Annotated in this window: 16 protein-coding genes and 1 pseudogene; 12 read left to right on the top strand and 5 right to left on the bottom strand. The window is 70.7% G+C overall.

Annotated features, from left to right (window positions below; translation table 11 throughout):
* The first annotated feature begins 564 nt into the window (after positions 1-564).
* Positions 565-1,185, top strand: a complete 621-nt coding sequence (locus P3T39_RS25125) for a DedA family protein (protein WP_280701239.1) — start codon at positions 565-567, stop codon at positions 1,183-1,185.
* A 155-nt stretch (positions 1,186-1,340) separates the two neighbouring features.
* Positions 1,341-1,931 (top strand): prolyl oligopeptidase family serine peptidase, encoded by a 591-nt coding sequence (locus tag P3T39_RS25130; RefSeq protein ID WP_280701201.1) that lies wholly within the window; start codon positions 1,341-1,343, stop codon positions 1,929-1,931.
* On the opposite strand, the gene P3T39_RS25135 is transcribed toward P3T39_RS25130, so the two are convergent.
* A complete protein-coding gene (locus tag P3T39_RS25135) occupies positions 1,909-2,376 on the bottom strand; it encodes a MarR family transcriptional regulator (protein ID WP_280701202.1) in 468 nt (155 codons plus the stop codon). The two genes, P3T39_RS25130 and P3T39_RS25135, sit on opposite strands and share 23 nt — an antisense overlap.
* A gap of 121 nt (positions 2,377-2,497) precedes the next feature.
* On the opposite strand from P3T39_RS25135, the gene P3T39_RS25140 reads away from it, so the two are divergent.
* The 8 genes from P3T39_RS25140 (at position 2,498) to P3T39_RS25175 (ending at position 8,613) form a co-directional block, all read left to right on the top strand.
* On the top strand, positions 2,498-2,872 hold the full coding sequence (locus tag P3T39_RS25140) for a cupin domain-containing protein (protein WP_280701203.1): 375 nt from the start codon (positions 2,498-2,500) through the stop codon (positions 2,870-2,872).
* 59 nt (positions 2,873-2,931) lie between these two features.
* Positions 2,932-4,095, top strand: coding sequence for an amidohydrolase family protein (locus P3T39_RS25145; protein ID WP_280701204.1), 1,164 nt, complete (start codon positions 2,932-2,934; stop codon positions 4,093-4,095).
* 181 nt (positions 4,096-4,276) lie between these two features.
* Positions 4,277-4,930 carry a transposase gene (locus tag P3T39_RS25150; protein ID WP_280701205.1) on the top strand — a complete coding sequence of 218 codons (654 nt, stop codon included), beginning with the start codon at positions 4,277-4,279 and terminating at the stop codon, positions 4,928-4,930.
* Between the two features lie 94 nt (positions 4,931-5,024).
* Positions 5,025-5,294 carry a hypothetical protein gene (locus P3T39_RS25155; protein WP_280701206.1) on the top strand — a complete coding sequence of 90 codons (270 nt, stop codon included), beginning with the start codon at positions 5,025-5,027 and terminating at the stop codon, positions 5,292-5,294.
* A 215-nt stretch (positions 5,295-5,509) separates the two neighbouring features.
* Complete coding sequence (locus P3T39_RS25160; RefSeq protein WP_280701207.1) at positions 5,510-5,968, top strand: hypothetical protein; 459 nt, start codon at positions 5,510-5,512, stop codon at positions 5,966-5,968.
* Positions 5,961-7,205 carry a cytochrome P450 gene (locus P3T39_RS25165; protein WP_280701208.1) on the top strand — a complete coding sequence of 415 codons (1,245 nt, stop codon included), beginning with the start codon at positions 5,961-5,963 and terminating at the stop codon, positions 7,203-7,205. Before P3T39_RS25160 ends, P3T39_RS25165 begins: the two co-directional genes overlap by 8 nt.
* Before the next feature lie 14 nt (positions 7,206-7,219).
* Positions 7,220-7,414 (top strand): ferredoxin, encoded by a 195-nt coding sequence (locus P3T39_RS25170; RefSeq protein ID WP_280701209.1) that lies wholly within the window; start codon positions 7,220-7,222, stop codon positions 7,412-7,414.
* Entirely contained in the window at positions 7,411-8,613 is a 1,203-nt protein-coding gene (locus tag P3T39_RS25175; protein ID WP_280701210.1) for an FAD-dependent oxidoreductase, read from the top strand. The genes P3T39_RS25170 and P3T39_RS25175 overlap by 4 nt, the downstream gene beginning before the upstream one ends.
* 54 nt (positions 8,614-8,667) lie before the next feature.
* On the opposite strand, the gene P3T39_RS25180 is transcribed toward P3T39_RS25175, so the two are convergent.
* Positions 8,668-9,294, bottom strand: a complete 627-nt coding sequence (locus P3T39_RS25180; RefSeq protein ID WP_280701211.1) for a TetR family transcriptional regulator — start codon at positions 9,292-9,294, stop codon at positions 8,668-8,670.
* 319 nt (positions 9,295-9,613) lie between these two features.
* Here P3T39_RS25180 and P3T39_RS25185 point away from each other — a divergent pair.
* A pseudogene (locus P3T39_RS25185) lies at positions 9,614-9,736 on the top strand (nuclear transport factor 2 family protein); the annotation flags it as partial.
* 6 nt (positions 9,737-9,742) lie between these two features.
* Here the strand turns inward: P3T39_RS25185 and P3T39_RS25190 are convergent.
* A complete protein-coding gene (locus P3T39_RS25190; RefSeq protein WP_280701212.1) occupies positions 9,743-10,216 on the bottom strand; it encodes a hypothetical protein in 474 nt (157 codons plus the stop codon).
* 74 nt (positions 10,217-10,290) lie between these two features.
* On the opposite strand from P3T39_RS25190, the gene P3T39_RS25195 reads away from it, so the two are divergent.
* Complete coding sequence (locus tag P3T39_RS25195; RefSeq protein ID WP_280701213.1) at positions 10,291-10,725, top strand: hypothetical protein; 435 nt, start codon at positions 10,291-10,293, stop codon at positions 10,723-10,725.
* 32 nt (positions 10,726-10,757) lie between these two features.
* Here the strand turns inward: P3T39_RS25195 and P3T39_RS25200 are convergent, their stop codons facing one another.
* Positions 10,758-11,780, bottom strand: coding sequence for an alcohol dehydrogenase (locus P3T39_RS25200; RefSeq protein ID WP_280701214.1), 1,023 nt, complete (start codon positions 11,778-11,780; stop codon positions 10,758-10,760).
* Positions 11,781-12,030: 250 nt separating this feature from the next.
* Positions 12,031-12,681 carry a Type 1 glutamine amidotransferase-like domain-containing protein gene (locus P3T39_RS25205; RefSeq protein WP_280701215.1) on the bottom strand — a complete coding sequence of 217 codons (651 nt, stop codon included), beginning with the start codon at positions 12,679-12,681 and terminating at the stop codon, positions 12,031-12,033.
* Positions 12,682-14,204 lie beyond the last annotated feature (1,523 nt).

Consider the following 14,204-nt stretch of genomic DNA (forward strand, 5'->3'; position numbering starts at 1 on the left):
CCCGGCGCCGACAGCGCGCCCTCGGGACGCCGAAGGTGTGCTTACGCGTTCGTGGCGGGATCCGGACGGTGCAGCGCCGCGGGGCCGCAGTCCTCGGGCAGGGCTGCCAGCAGGAGGGCAACTCTGCGGAGGTGGGCGCTTTGAGGGGTCGCACGGCGCGAGGACGGCGACATGATCTACGCCGGCCTCGCCGATATCGAGCGCCGTTTCTCGTCGAGGCCGTACGTCGCCTGGCACGAGTCCCCGACCGCGATCCGCTGCGCATGCCGCACTCGGATAGGAGAGAGAAGGCAAGGAACGAGCAGAGCGGTACTTGCGGACGATCACCGCCGACCGGACGGCAGCACAGGAGCCCGGCACCGCTCCACGCCACCGTCAAGAGACCTGCCGAGGTCCGATCCGGCCGCGGCTCTGTTCCCTGGACACCGTGCCCGGCTCGTGCCCGGCGGCGTACTGGAGGTGGGCGGTCGGTTGTGGGAGTACGGTTCATGACGTGTTCGGTTCTCGCGCGGGACTGCACGTGGGCCCTGGGCCCGGGACGGCCGGGCCTCCGTGAGTGGGGTGCTGTTGGCCGTGGACCCGACGAGCGGGGCGTCACTGCTCGCGGCCTTCGGCGCACTGGCCGTGCTGATCGTGCTCTTCGCCGAGTCGGGGCTGCCGGTCGTGGGCTTCTTCCTGCCGGGGGACACGCTGCTCTTTCCAGCAGGGGTGTTCTGCGCCGGGGGAAACCACCCCGGGCCGCATCTGTCGCTTTGGCAGGTGATGGTCTGCGCGGCCGTCGGATCGGTGGCAGGGGCGCAGTTCGGCTTCTTCCTGGGGCGGCGCGGGGGCCGGACGGCCCTGGCGCGCAGCCGGAGCCCTCGGCTGAAATCGGTGGTGCTCCGAGGCGAGGAGCTGTTGCGTCGCTACGGCTATCGCAAGGCGATCGTGCTGGGCCGTTTCGTGCCGATGGTCCGTACAGTGCTCAGCCCCCTGGCGGGGATGCTGGAAGTGCCCGTCCGCACCTTCACCGTCTGGCAGATCACCGGGGCCCTGGCCTGGTCGCAGAGCCTTGTGCTGGCCGGGTACTGGCTGGGGGCCGCGGTGCCGGGTATCGACCGGTACCTGCTGGCGGCGGTCGCACTGATCGTCGCGCTCTCGCTGCTGCCCCTGCTCCTCCAGGCCCGGGGAAACTCCCGTTCTTGATGACAGCGTGGCCCGCACCGCCTGGGGTCGACCCGAGCCCGGCCGGTACGCGGACCCGCTGACGCCCGCCCCCGGGTGCACGCCGTTGCAGGCGACAAGGGCATCCGTCCCGCCTGGACTCCGGACGTCGCGTTCACGTTGGGGCAGGCACGGCAGTGGATATCGCGTTCGGCCTGGACGAGTGGACCGACATCGTCAGCGGGATCGACCTGCTGATTGCCGACGGGGTCGCGGATCCGGATCGGCTCGGGATCGGCGGATGGAGCCACGGCGGATTCATGGCCGCCTGGGCGGTAGGGCAGACCGACCGCTTCAAGGCCGCTCTGATGGGCGCCGGGATCAGCGACTGGGGCATGCTCGCCGCGACCGGCGAGCTGGGAGCCCAAGAGGCGGGGCTCGGCGGCAGTTTCGGCTGGGAGGGAAACGGCCCGCACCACCACGACCGGCTCAGCCCGATCTCGTCCGCCTCGAAGATCCGCACCCCGGTGCTGATCCTGCACGGCGAGGACGACACCAATGTGCCGCTCGGCCAGGCGACCTTCTTCCACCGGGCACTACGCCGATTCGGGGTCGAGCACGAATTCGTCGTCTACCCACGCGAGGGTCACACGATCTGGATCAACTCCGAGCGCGGCCGCCGAGGTGGCGCCCGCACCGGGCCTCGCCCGCTGCGCCGCCCACCGTCCCCGCGAGCAGCCTCATCACCACCGGGGCCGCGAGCTCTCACCAGACCGGTCGGATGTTGATCCGATGGTCGCCGTAGACGTGGTCGAGGTAGGCGCGCAAGTCCGCATGGACGGCGTCGAGGCGGTCGGCACCGATGACGGCGGCCCACTGCTTCTCGGACTCGGCCCACAGCTCATCGGCGAGGTGGAGGTACTCCCGGCCGCGTTCGGTGAGCACGAGGATCTGCGCACGGCCGTCCGTGGGGTGGGACCGCCGTTCCAGGTAGCCCCAGTCGGCTAGTTCCGTGACGGTCTTGGACGCCGACTGCTTGGTCACGTCGAGCCTGGCCGCCAGATCGACCACGGTGGCACCGGGGTGGTCGGCGAGATAGCGGAAGACATAGCCGTGCGCCGGGCGCAGGGGCTCGCGTCCGAGTTCGACCAGGCGGGCGTGCAGGTGGTCGGTCATGGCGCGGAACGTCATGGCGAGCAGCAGCGGGACTTCTCCGGGGCGGCGGTCGTCCATGAGGATCCTTGCGGGTCGCGGGCGCTTGCACACCCTAGATAGTCAGTTGAGTTGACCTTATCCGATGCCCGGCGTAGCGTCTGACTAGTCAGCCCAGTTGACTATCTGCCGGAGGAAACCAATGCCCTTGTCGACCATCGCCGACGCCGCGGCGTTCGCCCGCGACGGCTTCACCTTCCGCCCCCTGGCCGTGCCGTCCCGCGGGAGCGCGGAGCTCGCGATCTGGGCGCTGGAGATCGCCCCGGACGCGGCCAGCGAGATCCACTCGATGGACCGCGAGGAGGTCTTCGTCGTCGTGAACGGCAAGGTCTCGGCCACCGTCGGCGGCGTGGAGGTCACCGCGCAGGACGGCGACGCGATCATCGTCCCCGCGAACACGCCGCTGCAGATCCGCAACGCCTGTCCCGAGAACCCGGCGACACTGACCGCGGCGACCTCGGTCGGGATGAAGGCCACGGTCGGCGACGCGACGTTCCCGCCGCCGTGGGCCCAGTGAACCGACGATCGGAGCTGGCACCGGCGACCAGCAGACCCTGCGGCGAGGAGCAGAGCACCATGGCCGCCACCACCCGCATCGACGTCCACGCCCACTTCCTGCCCGGCGCCTACCTGGAAGCCGTCCAGGAAGCCGGCCTGGCCAGCTTCGACGGGGGCATCCCCGTCCCTGGGTGGAGCCTGGCCGGAGCGCTGGACTTCATGGGCCGCCAGGGGGTGACTGCCCAAGTCCTGTCAGTTCCCTCACCCACCGCGCACCATCTCGCCGGCCCCGCTGGCGCACCGAGGCTCGCTCGCCGCCTCAACGAGGCGGCGGCCGAGATCATCGACCGGCACCCGACTCGCTTCGGCGCCCTGGCGCACCTGCCACTGCCCGACGTGGACGCGACCCTGTCAGAGATCGACCACAGCCTGGACGGCCTCGCACTCGACGGCGTGATCCTGGCGACCAACTACGCCGCCACCTACCTCGGCGAGCCCGCCTTTGACCCGGTCCTGGCCGAACTCGACCGGCGTGGCGCCACCGTCCTGCTCCACCCCACCGCCCCGGCCTGCTTCGCGGAGACCGGGCTCGGGCACCCGGCGCCGCTCGTCGAGTTCGTCTTCGACGTCGCCCGCACCGTCACCCACCTCCTCTACACAGGTGCGCTGGCCCGCTATCCGAACCTGCGGATCATCCTCCCCCACGCGGGAGGGGCCGTACCGGCGCTCGCTTGGCGGCTCTCCGCCTTCGCGGCGCAGCCCGCTCTCACCCCCGGGGCGAACCTCGACCCCGATACCGTGCTGGCGCAGCTGCGTAGTCTCTACTACGACCTTGCCCTCGGCGCGAACCCCCACGCACTGTCCACCCTGCTGGAGATCGCCGACCCCGGGCACCTGCTGTTCGGCACGGACTACCCCTTCAGCCCCGAACCCCTCATCAGCGCCAACAGCCGCAGCCTCGCCGGCTACCCGGGGCTCACCGACAACACCCGGTGCTCCATCGCCGCCGACAACGCGCTGCCGCTGTTCCCGCACCTCGCCGCACGCCTGGCACAGATGGCCCGCGGCGGGATCGTCGCCGGAACCCGCCCGGGCCACGCACTGGCCGGCGCGGCAGAGTGCCCGGCTTCGGCCCCGGCTGGGCCGGGCCTGGCTCGGCTCGGCCACCCAGTCCGTCCCCTTCGGTCCGGGCCGGATCGAGCGACCGGCCCTGCGCTTCCTGCTGACCAGCGCCCAGCTTGACTCTCTCGGGGATCTTGAAGTTGCTAGGCGTGACCAGGAGATCACGGCGCATGCACGGGGTCGCTTCGAGATCGTCGCGATAGTTGGGGCGCCAGTGTCCGTCCGTCCGCGTTCCGGTGTGCGGGTCCCCTCCCTCACTGCGCAGGTCGCACGGGCGAGCAGCCCGAAGGGTACGACGGCGATGTGGGTGGAAGACCGGCTGGACGGGCTGTGGCGCGGCGAGGACTTCACCCACTGGTACCCGCGCGATGGGCGCCCCGGCCTCTCGCCCGCGCAACTGGCCACCGTCTGTGTACTCCAATTCCTGCTCGACCTGTCCGATCGTCAGGCGGTCGAGGCGGTGCGCCGCCGCATCGACTTCAAATACGCCCTGGCCATGGACTTGGACGACCCGGGCTTGCACCACAGCGTGCTGGCTGACTTCCGCGAGCGCCTCACCCGGGGCGACCGTGCTGACCGCCTGCTCGATCTCGCGCCGGCACGTCTGAAGGACGCCGGACTCGTGCGCGAACGCACCACGCAGCGCACCGACTCCACTCATGTTCTGGCCGCGGTGCGCGACCTGACCCAGCTGGAGCTGATCACCGAGGCGATGCGGGCCGCGCTGGAAGAACTCGCCGCCCCGCCCCGCACCTGCTGGCCGGCCTGGTCGCCGAGGACTGGGGCCGCCGCTACGGCCGCACGGTCCGGGCCCCGTCCCCGGCCCACAGGTCCAGGCTCTGCGGCAGATCGTCGTGCAGGACTGCTACCGCGACGCGGAGGGCCGGCTGCGCTGGCGCACGGACGACAGCGGCGGACTGCCACCCTCGTCCCGCGCGGTCGTTTCCCCCTATGACCTGACGGCCCGCTACGCACGCCGGGGACAGACCACCCGCTGGAAGGGCTTCGTCGCCCACCTCACCGAGACCTGCACACCCGACGGCACCCGCGTGATCACGGACGTGGCCACCACGGCGGCCACCACGAACGACGCCCAGGTACTGCCCGGTAATCACACCCGGCTGAGGCGTCGCGGCCTGCTTCCCGCCGAGCACCTGGTCGACGGTGGCTACACCTCCGTGGTCCACATGGAGCAGGCCGTCCGTGAGCATCAGGTCGCCCTCATCGGCCCGTTTCCGGGCAACCCACCCGCCGGCACCGCAGGAAGGAGGGCTTCGGTCGGGACGACTTCCGCATCGACTTCGACCGCCGGGAGCTGACCTGCCCCCAGGGCCAGGTCAGCAGGGGCTGGCACGGCCCCTACGCGACCTCTTCTCCCACCGCGGCCCCGCTGATCGTGTCGAGTCGGAAGCCGTGCCGCTCAGGCTATTTTGGCAGTTGTGCCACTTTGTCTATACTGGCACTACTGCCACTTTCTGAGTGTGGCCTGTGCCTGTCGATGGCGTCCCCGCGGCCGCCGCGAGAAGGAGCTTTCATGGCGGACATCGAGTCTGTGGGCCAGGGCCCGCACAGCGGCGTGATTCGCGTCGGCTACGCCCTTGTCGGAGCCTTTCTGGCCTGGCGTTGGGCGACTGGTGGGAGCGAGCCGGCGTGGGAGCACGGTCTGCAGGTCCTGGCCACCATGGCGGCGCTGATGGCGCTCTTGCAGCTGGCCCGTCGGCGGCGTATCCGCCGCGTGGGCTGGAGCGTCCTGGACCGGGTGCCCCTGCGGATCCTTCTCCCGGCGAAGGTGCTGCTGGTCGCCGTCGCGCTCGGCGCCCAGTGGCTGCTCGCCCGGTGGACGTCCGAGGCGCAGTCGATCGTCGCGCTCGGCCTGTTCCTGGTGATCGCGGTGGGCGGGCCCGTCCTGCATCGGCGGGGGGCCGGGTCGGCGGGCCGCCCCGGCGAAACGCGCCGACCCCTTGAGGAAACCGCTGGAGGCTTCCATGAATGAGACAACCGTCAACGAACCGACAACGAATGACGCCGTATCACCGCTGCCCGGCATGCCGCGGGTGCGTACCTGCCCCTTCAGTCCGGCGCCCGAGTACGCGCGGCTGCGCGAGAACGCTCCGATCAGCCAGATCGCGTTCCCCGGCGGAGGGTCCGGCTGGCTGGTCACGCGGTACGAGGACGTGCGGGCGATGCTGGCGGACCCGCGGTTCAGCTCAAGCCTGGGCATGGGTGCGCCGCATGTGCGTCCGGTCCCGGCGATGCTTGAGAAGCCGCGCCCGGGGGCGCTGCTGCGGCTGGACGAGCCGGAACACACGCGCTACCGGCGCCCGGTGATGCGGGCGTTCACCGTCAAGCGGGTCCAGGCGCTGCGGCCCCGGATCCAGCAGATCGTCGACGAGTGCCTGGATGCGATGGAGCGCTCCGGCGGGCCGGTGGACCTAGTGGCCGAACTCGCCCTTCCGGTGACCTCGCTGGTCATCTGCGAACTGCTCGGCGTGGACTACGAGGACCGCGACACCTTCCAGGGCCTGGCCGGACAGCTCCTGGCCATCGATGCCTCACCCGAGCAGACGCAAGCGGCCCGCCTGGAACTGGGCCTGTTCATCGCCGGTCTGGTCGCGGCCAAGCGCGAGCAGCCCGGCGAGGATCTGCTCAGCACCCTGATCCAGGAGGCCGACGCCGACCAGGACAGTCCCCTGACGGACGAGGCGCTGACCATCCTGGGCTCGCTGCTGCTGATCGCGGGCCACGAGACGACCGCGAACATGATCGCCTTGAGCACGTTGACGCTGCTGCACCACCCCGGCCAGTTCGCCGCCCTGCATCACAACCCGTCCCTGGTCCAGGGCGCGGTGGACGAACTGCTCCGCTACCTGACGATCATCCAGTTCGGCCTGACCCGGGTGGCGACCGAGGATGTCACGCTCGGCGGCCGGCTCATCTGCGCCGGGGAGTACGTGATCGCGGCCCTGCCCTCCGCCAACCGCGACCCTGCCCTGGGCATCGACGCCCCCGACCGCCTCGACGTGACCCGCGACCCGGCCGCCCACGTGGCCTTCGGATACGGCCCGCACCAGTGCCTGGGCCAGCAACTCGCCCGCGCCGAACTCCAGATCACCCTCACTTCGCTGATCCAGCGCTTCCCCACCCTGCGCCTGGCCGTCCCGCCAGAGCAGGTGCCCTACCGCGACGACATGATCATCTACGGCGTCCACCGACTGCCCGTCACCTGGTGAAAGGACAACCCACCATGCGCGTCACCCTCGACCAGGACAAGTGCTGCGGCGCCGGAACCTGCGTCCTGTCCGCCCCCGACGTCTTCGACCAGGACGACGACGGCATAGCCATCCTCCTCGACCCCACTCCGCCGGCCCACCTGGCCGCGGGCGTGCGCGACGCGGCCACCCGCTGCCCGGCCGCCGCCATCCGCCTGGAAGCCGAATGACCACCACCCCGCGCCACGTCGTCATCGCCGGCGCCTCCGCCGCCGGGCTGACCGCGGCCGAGACCCTGCGCCGCGAAGGCTACAACGGGCACCTGACCCTGATCGGTGACGAACCACACCTCCCCTATGACCGACCGCCCCTGTCCAAGCAGGTCCTCGCCGGTATCTGGCCACCGACACGCACCGCCCTGCGCAGCCCCGACGACCACACCCGCCTCGACGCCGACCTCCTGCTGGGCCGCCGCGCCACCGCCCTGCACCCCAGTCGGCGCATCATCGAAGTCGACTACGGCGAACACATCGAGTACGACGCCCTCATCATCGCCACCGGCGTCACACCCCGCCACCTACCCCAAGGACACGACCTCACCGGCGTCCACGTACTGCGCACCCTCGACGACGCCCACAGGCTCCGCACCCACCTGCTGCAACGCCCCCGCCTCGCGGTCGTGGGCGCGGGATTCACCGGAGCCGAGGTCGCCGCCACCGCCTGCGGCCTCGGCCTGGACGTCACCCTCATCTGCCGCGGACCGGCCCCACTGGCCGAACGCCTCGGAGGCGACATCGCACACCTGGTCGGCCAACTCCACACCGACCACGGCGTACGGCTGCGCACCGGCGTCGGCGCCACCTCCCTGGTCGCCTCCCACGGCCGGGTGGCCGGCCTGACCCTCACCGACGGCACCCTCGTGGAAGCCGACGCCGTCGTCGTCGCCATCGGCTCAACACCCGCCACCGACTGGCTGCGCACCAGCGGCCTGGACATCACCGACGGCGTGGCCTGCGACGCCTACTGCCAGGCCGCACCCGGCATCTACGCGGCGGGTGACGTCGCCCGCTGGCACCACCCGCAGCTCGACGCCCCGATACGCCTGGAACACCGCACCAACGCCACCGACCAGGCGATCACCGCCGCCCGCAACCTGCTCGGCGCCCACGAACCGTACGCGCCCGTCCCATACTTCTGGACCGACCAGTACGACACCAAAATCCAGGCCCACGGGATCTGCACCCCCGGCGCACAGATCACCGTCGTACACGGCGACCCCGCCCAGCGCTCCTTCGTCGCCCTCTACAGCCACGACGGACGCGTCACCGGCGCACTCGGCTGGAACAGCCCCCGCGAACTGCGCCCCTACCGCGAACTCGTCGCCCACCCCACCCCATCGGAACACGCCACCGCCACCGGCGGTCCCTGAAAGCGGTAGTGCCCGGGGGCGGATTCTGAAGGCGGGGCGCTGCGGGCCCCGTCTTCAGAGCTCCGCGCCAGCCTCGGCCAGAGCGGCGAACGCAGTCGGCAGCAGCCGGGCGAACGTGCCGACCGGCATGTCCTCGGTCTCACGTCGCCGGCGCACCGTGCGGATCACCGCCCGGACCGCCGACAGGGCCGCGTTCGCGATCACCGCCGCCCGTAGATCAACATCCGGCCCCGGCGCCAACCGATCCACCAGCAACCGCGCGAGGCGCTCCTCGAATTCGGCGAAGGCACGCACCAGCCGGTCAGTGATGACGGCCTCGGCGCCCTCGAACGGATGGACCAGGGCGACGAGAGTGGTCCGCGGGGCGGTCGCGACCGCGGCGAGCATGGCCTCGCGCACCGCCGCGAGCACGGGCTCCTCCCGCGGTCGGCGCTCCAGCGCCAGTTCAAAGCTGTCGAACCACTCCGCCATGTCCGGCAGAAGAAGGTCTTCCTTACTGTCGAAATAGCGGAAGAAGGTCCGCGGGGACACCCCTGCGGCCTCCACGATCTCCGCGACCGTCGTCTCGGCGAAGCCCCGCTCCGCGAACAGACGCGCCGCCACGGAGCGCAGCTCCCGCCGGGTCTTGGCTTTCTTGCGCTCCCGCAGGCCAAGGGGGGCGGCACCGTCGGATCCAGTCATACCGTCAAGATAGCCCCAATGGCATCACTGTCGATTGACATGACTGCCGAAATGCCCAGGTCGCGCGCGCAGCGCACGGGCGTCGGCAGGGCAGGCCCTCCCGCCATATCAACAACGGCGCCAGCAATGGCGGGCCAATGTGGACGATCTGAGCGTTGCCGGTTGGCACCTTGTCCGGCGGAATCCCGAGGAGTTCGGCGGCTTCTCGGTGTCGCGGGGACGGTGCGCGCGGAGCGGCTACCACGCGGTGCCGCTGGACCCGGGGCGAAGTCCTGACCTGTGCGGGGGCGGCGCTCCCGGCTGTCGTCCGGGGTGCGGGTTCGACGAGACGGGCCGGGTCAAGGAGTTCACCGTGATGCTCCGCCCGAAGTCCGCGGTGCACGCCCTGAGCGAGGCGGTACTCGCCGGCCTGGTAGCCGATTGGCCTCATCCCCAAGCCTGACGGCCGCTAACGGGGGGCCGAAGACGGGAACAGCCGACCCTGCACCCTGGCCCAAGGCTGAAACCCCGCCGCCAGGACGTGGAGATCCTGGCCCTGCGCCATCAGATCACCGTGCTGGAGCGGCAGCTGAGCGGACAGCGGGTACGGTTCGAGGCGAGCGACCGGGTCTTCCCGGCAGCCCTGCTGCACCGGCTGCCGGCGCACGCGCTGCATCGGATGCGCTTGCTGGTACGGCCGGACACCGTTCTTCGATGGCACCGTGACCTGATCGCCCGCCGCCACACCACCCGGTCCCGGCCCAAGCGCGGCGGCCGACCGCGTACCGTGCGCTCCATCCGCGCCCGCCTGGGCATAGCGCAGTGTGAACTCCGGTGCCATGATCTTCTCGGCCAGATCCAGGTTGAGGTTCCACATCGCCGTCCACTGGTCGAACAGGTGGATACCGACCTGGCGCGTGTCGTTTCCGCTCACCGTGGCCATCCTTACGCTTCGGGATCTACAAGGGACGTGACACTACCGAGCAGCTACGACAATCCTCACTGACCGGTCTGACCATGCCGACGGTGCTGGCGCTCTCCGTACTGGTCTCGCTGCTCATGATGGCCGGGACGGTCCGGCTCTGGCCGAGGCTCGCCAAGCGCGGCTGGGCGGCCGTGCTCGGCCGGATCGCCACCATCCTCGGCACCCAGCTCGCGGTGGTCTGCACCCTGGCCCTGGTCGCCAATAACTACGGCTCCTTCTACAGCAGTTGGGCGGAACTGCTGGGCGCCGGCCAGGACGGCTCGGTCACGATCCAGGACAAGCTCGCCGGTGACGGCAAGCCGCTGGGCGTGCAGACGCTCGGCAAGGACTACGTGCACGGCTGGGCGGTGATGGGCGACTCCACCGGTGGCTACCGCGCGCTCAAGTTCGCGATAAAGCACCCGGATGATCGGCCGTTGACGAGATCGAGTCGGCGGGACCCTCACGAGCGCCGGCATACGCTCTGAACCGGGCGGATGATCAATCGGCAGGTGCGACCTCAGCGGATGGCGAGCACCATCCGGAAGCGTGCGCCGCCGGAGAGCATCTTCTGGTAAGCCTCGTCGGTCTGCTCCAGCGGCACGATCTCGACCATCGGGCGGATCCCGTGCAGGGCGCTGAACGCCATGGTGTCCTGTACGTCCTGTGCGGTACCGGACGGGTGGCCGCGGACGATCATGCCGCGCATGAGGAGCTGGGTCGGGCTGATGCCCAGCGGGGCGGGGTCCGCGCCGATGACCACCAGCTCGCCGCGGTGGGCCAGCCCGTCCACGGTCGCCGTGATGGCAGCGGAGTTGGCGGCGGTGGCCAGGACGACCTTGGCGCCGCCGAGGGACCGCAGCGCGTCCCCGACGGGGGTGTCCCCGGTGCTGTCGATGTAGTGGTGCGCGCCTAGCTGCCTGGCGAAGTCGGCCTTGCCGGCCCCACGGGCGATGGCCACGGTCTCCAGACCCATCGCGGCCGCGTACTGCACTCCCAGATGGCCCAGGCCACCGATACCGAGAACGGCGACCAGGTCACCCGGCCGGGCGGAGCTGCGCCGCAGCCCGTTGTAGGTGGTCACCCCCGCACAGGCCATGGGCGCCGCGTCGGTCGCCGCCAGCGTGTCGGGGATCCGGGCCAGGGCGTCGGCCGGCGCGATCACGGCCTCGGCGTAGCCCCCGTCGTACGCCCACCCGGGGACCTTCAGGTTCTCGCACACGACGAAGTCGCCCTGTCGGCAGGGCGTGCAGTGGTGGCAACTGCCGCCGAACCAGCCCACCGCGACCCGGTCGCCCACCTGCCAGCCGTCCTGCGTTCCCTCGCCGAGCTCCTCGATGCGCCCGGCGATCTCGTGCCCGGGGACCAGCGGAAACCGTACGCCCGGGAACAGGGCGTCCACGAAGGCGCTGTCGCTGTGGCAGATCCCGCAGGCGTCCACGGCAATCCGTACCTGGCCGGGCCCTGGCCGCGGCACCTCACGCTCGACGATCTCGAACGGCTCGCCGACGGCGGCGACCTGGGCGACTCGATAGCTGCTCATCTGGATCTCCCCGGGCTACGGGTACGACAGCCCCTCGAACCAGCAGACCAGCTCCGCCCCGATCACGCGCGCCGAACTCAGGAGGCGAGCCCCGCACACCGGGCACGGACCCGCCCATGCGTTGCCCGCCCATGCGCTGCCCGGCCGGTCGTGGGCCGACCCGGTCGGCGTCTCTTCGCCGAGACGGTCCCGCTCCTCAGATCGCGACGTCCGGCAGATACGTCGACGCCTGTCGTCGGCAGGCTGCCGCTCAGTGGATGCGTGTGTCCTCGCCGTCGATCACGAGAGCCTGCCCGTCCCGCAGGGTGAGGTGTGGGGTGCCGTCCGCACGGTAGCCTGCGGCGACGACACCGAGAGCCTCCGTCTCCGGGTGGCCGGGGGAGTCGACATGGGGCACCACGGCCTGGTCGAGGATGCCCAGTCCTTCCCAGACCACCGGGTCGCCGTAGGTCTCGGGGACCACCTGCGGATCGTCGCAGTAGTCCAGTCCGTGCAGACTGGGAGCGAGCACGCACGGGCCGGCGCTGTAGCCGGCGTAGACCACCGCGTCCCGTCGCAGCAGCTCGGTCAGCGCCGCGTCCGCGCCGCTGCGGGCGAGAGCGTATCGGAGCATGAACACGTTGCCGCCGCGGAGCCAGACCGCAGGGAACCGGGCGAGTGCGGTCTGGACGGCGTCCGTGGGCCGGCCGAAGAACTCGCGCAGGTCGAGTTCGGTCGGCCGCAACCCCAGCGCGGTGAGCGCGTCGACCTCGCGCTCCACGCCGGCCAGCCGTTCGTGCTCGGGCTGGGCGTCCATGGCGTTTGCGATCACGGCGATCTCGGCCGGGCCCCGCCCGTCCAGCAGCGAGAGCAGCCTGTCCGGACTGTCGCCCAATCGAAAGGAGGAGAGATACATACGCATCCCAGAACCCTAGTTGCCTCCGTTCACCCGTGGTTCAGCCGGGCACCTCGGGGTGTACCGGCGAGGGCCTGACGGTCTTACCGAGCAGCTCAGTGTGAAACTCCGAGCTGCTCGGGACCGGAGCCGAAGTCGTCGGGAGCAACTCGCAAGCCGTCGCGCCCTGTTGGGCGGCAAGGAACTCGGTGGCGGAGCGCGCCGTTGGCCGCCGGCGCGCGGTACCTGTCCGACCTGCCCGCGGTCGCTTCCTGTGGCCGACCACTCGAGGAGTCACAGCACGGGCTATCGCACCGAGTTCACCGGCCGTATCAGCGTCGACCCTCCGCTCGACCCCGAAGAGGCCGCCTACCTGCGGAAGCTGCGCCACCTCGGCTGCCATCCCTCGATACCCCACGTCGACTCCACGGACCCCAGCACACACCATGGCCGGTCAACGGTGCCGCCTCGTTTCGGCAGCCCGCATCGTGCCTGCGGCCCCGTGTTCGCGGCCGCCGTTGACCTGACGGTTCGGTGTGCCGGGCGGTACGACGCCACGGACCTGTCGGTCCACGTACGGTGCAGTGTCCTCGTTCAGCACTGGGGCCGTCGACCGTGGTTGGCGGCGCTCTTGCGACGTGTCTTCTTCTTACGGCGTCGCTTCGATGACATGACCTCTCCTCTCTCTGCTCTCTGCGATACGTTTCGCCTGATATCCAAGTTTTCACATCGATGTCCTGTCGGCGACCGGATGTGTCGTGTCAGCCGTTCTGGGGCGTCGTGGGATCCGGTTCGGCGGTGCGGCCACCGCCGGGGCGGGAGCAGTTGTCGAGAGGTGCCGTGAGCGCGTCCTGCTCGGCCTGGTTGGTCGTCAGGCCGCATCCGGTTCTCACCGTGACCAATGGCACGAAGTGCTCGGCAGTGCGCCACGGCGAGGCCACCGGCCCCGGTCGGTCGCAGCCGGCACCGCGGTTGCTGGACGGATGGGCACAAAGCCGGCCAGGAGGCAGGCATTTGTCATGCAAGCAGGTCCGTCTCACCGGGTATACAGCTGGCAGGCCCGGTCGGTACTCCCCCCACGGAGCAGCAACCGGGCCTCAGCTGGGCAACAGGGTCCGGTCGGCGCTCCCCCCACGGGGCGACGGCCGGGCCCTAGCGTCGTTCCATGCCAGCAGCACGCAGCGTACATGACACATCTACGCATGGCTACCACAGTGTTGACCGAACGTTCGGGTGCCTACCGCCGGCCATCGTGCCGGTGGATCTGCCGCGACGCCGAGGCCGGGGCGGTTGGACCCCAGGGCCAGGCGGCCATCGCTGCCGCCCAGCACCGCCAAGCCGAGATCGGCGGTCCGCCTGTCGCGCTGTCCGGAGGCATCCTGCGCGCGTTGCCCTTTCTCGGCGAAGTGGGCCGATCGCACCGAAGGTTGACGGTCACCAGTTCGTCCGACCGCGCACGGGGCCGCCAGTCGGGCCGGCCCGACACCGTGGCGGGGGGTGGCGCGTGAGCGGGCCGGGCCGTTGGCGTGGGCGCTCACCGCTTGGCACGC

This window comes from Kitasatospora sp. GP82, from assembly GCF_029892105.1.
Taxonomy (GTDB): domain Bacteria; phylum Actinomycetota; class Actinomycetes; order Streptomycetales; family Streptomycetaceae; genus Kitasatospora.

Excerpts from the sequence above, each read along its gene's own strand:
- P3T39_RS25135 (WP_280701202.1), bottom strand. The coding sequence starts at position 2,376 with ATGGACGACCGCCGCCCCGGAGAAGTCCCGCTGCTGCTCGCCATGACG.
- P3T39_RS25140 (WP_280701203.1), top strand. The coding sequence starts at position 2,498 with ATGCCCTTGTCGACCATCGCCGACGCCGCGGCGTTCGCCCGCGACGGC.
- P3T39_RS25145 (WP_280701204.1), top strand. The coding sequence starts at position 2,932 with ATGGCCGCCACCACCCGCATCGACGTCCACGCCCACTTCCTGCCCGGC.
- P3T39_RS25150 (WP_280701205.1), top strand. The coding sequence starts at position 4,277 with ATGTGGGTGGAAGACCGGCTGGACGGGCTGTGGCGCGGCGAGGACTTC.
- P3T39_RS25160 (WP_280701207.1), top strand. The coding sequence starts at position 5,510 with ATGGCGGACATCGAGTCTGTGGGCCAGGGCCCGCACAGCGGCGTGATT.
- P3T39_RS25165 (WP_280701208.1), top strand. The coding sequence starts at position 5,961 with ATGAATGAGACAACCGTCAACGAACCGACAACGAATGACGCCGTATCA.
- P3T39_RS25170 (WP_280701209.1), top strand. The coding sequence starts at position 7,220 with ATGCGCGTCACCCTCGACCAGGACAAGTGCTGCGGCGCCGGAACCTGC.
- P3T39_RS25175 (WP_280701210.1), top strand. The coding sequence starts at position 7,411 with ATGACCACCACCCCGCGCCACGTCGTCATCGCCGGCGCCTCCGCCGCC.
- P3T39_RS25180 (WP_280701211.1), bottom strand. The coding sequence starts at position 9,294 with ATGACTGGATCCGACGGTGCCGCCCCCCTTGGCCTGCGGGAGCGCAAG.
- P3T39_RS25190 (WP_280701212.1), bottom strand. The coding sequence starts at position 10,216 with ATGGCCACGGTGAGCGGAAACGACACGCGCCAGGTCGGTATCCACCTG.
- P3T39_RS25195 (WP_280701213.1), top strand. The coding sequence starts at position 10,291 with ATGCCGACGGTGCTGGCGCTCTCCGTACTGGTCTCGCTGCTCATGATG.
- P3T39_RS25200 (WP_280701214.1), bottom strand. The coding sequence starts at position 11,780 with ATGAGCAGCTATCGAGTCGCCCAGGTCGCCGCCGTCGGCGAGCCGTTC.
- P3T39_RS25205 (WP_280701215.1), bottom strand. The coding sequence starts at position 12,681 with ATGCGTATGTATCTCTCCTCCTTTCGATTGGGCGACAGTCCGGACAGG.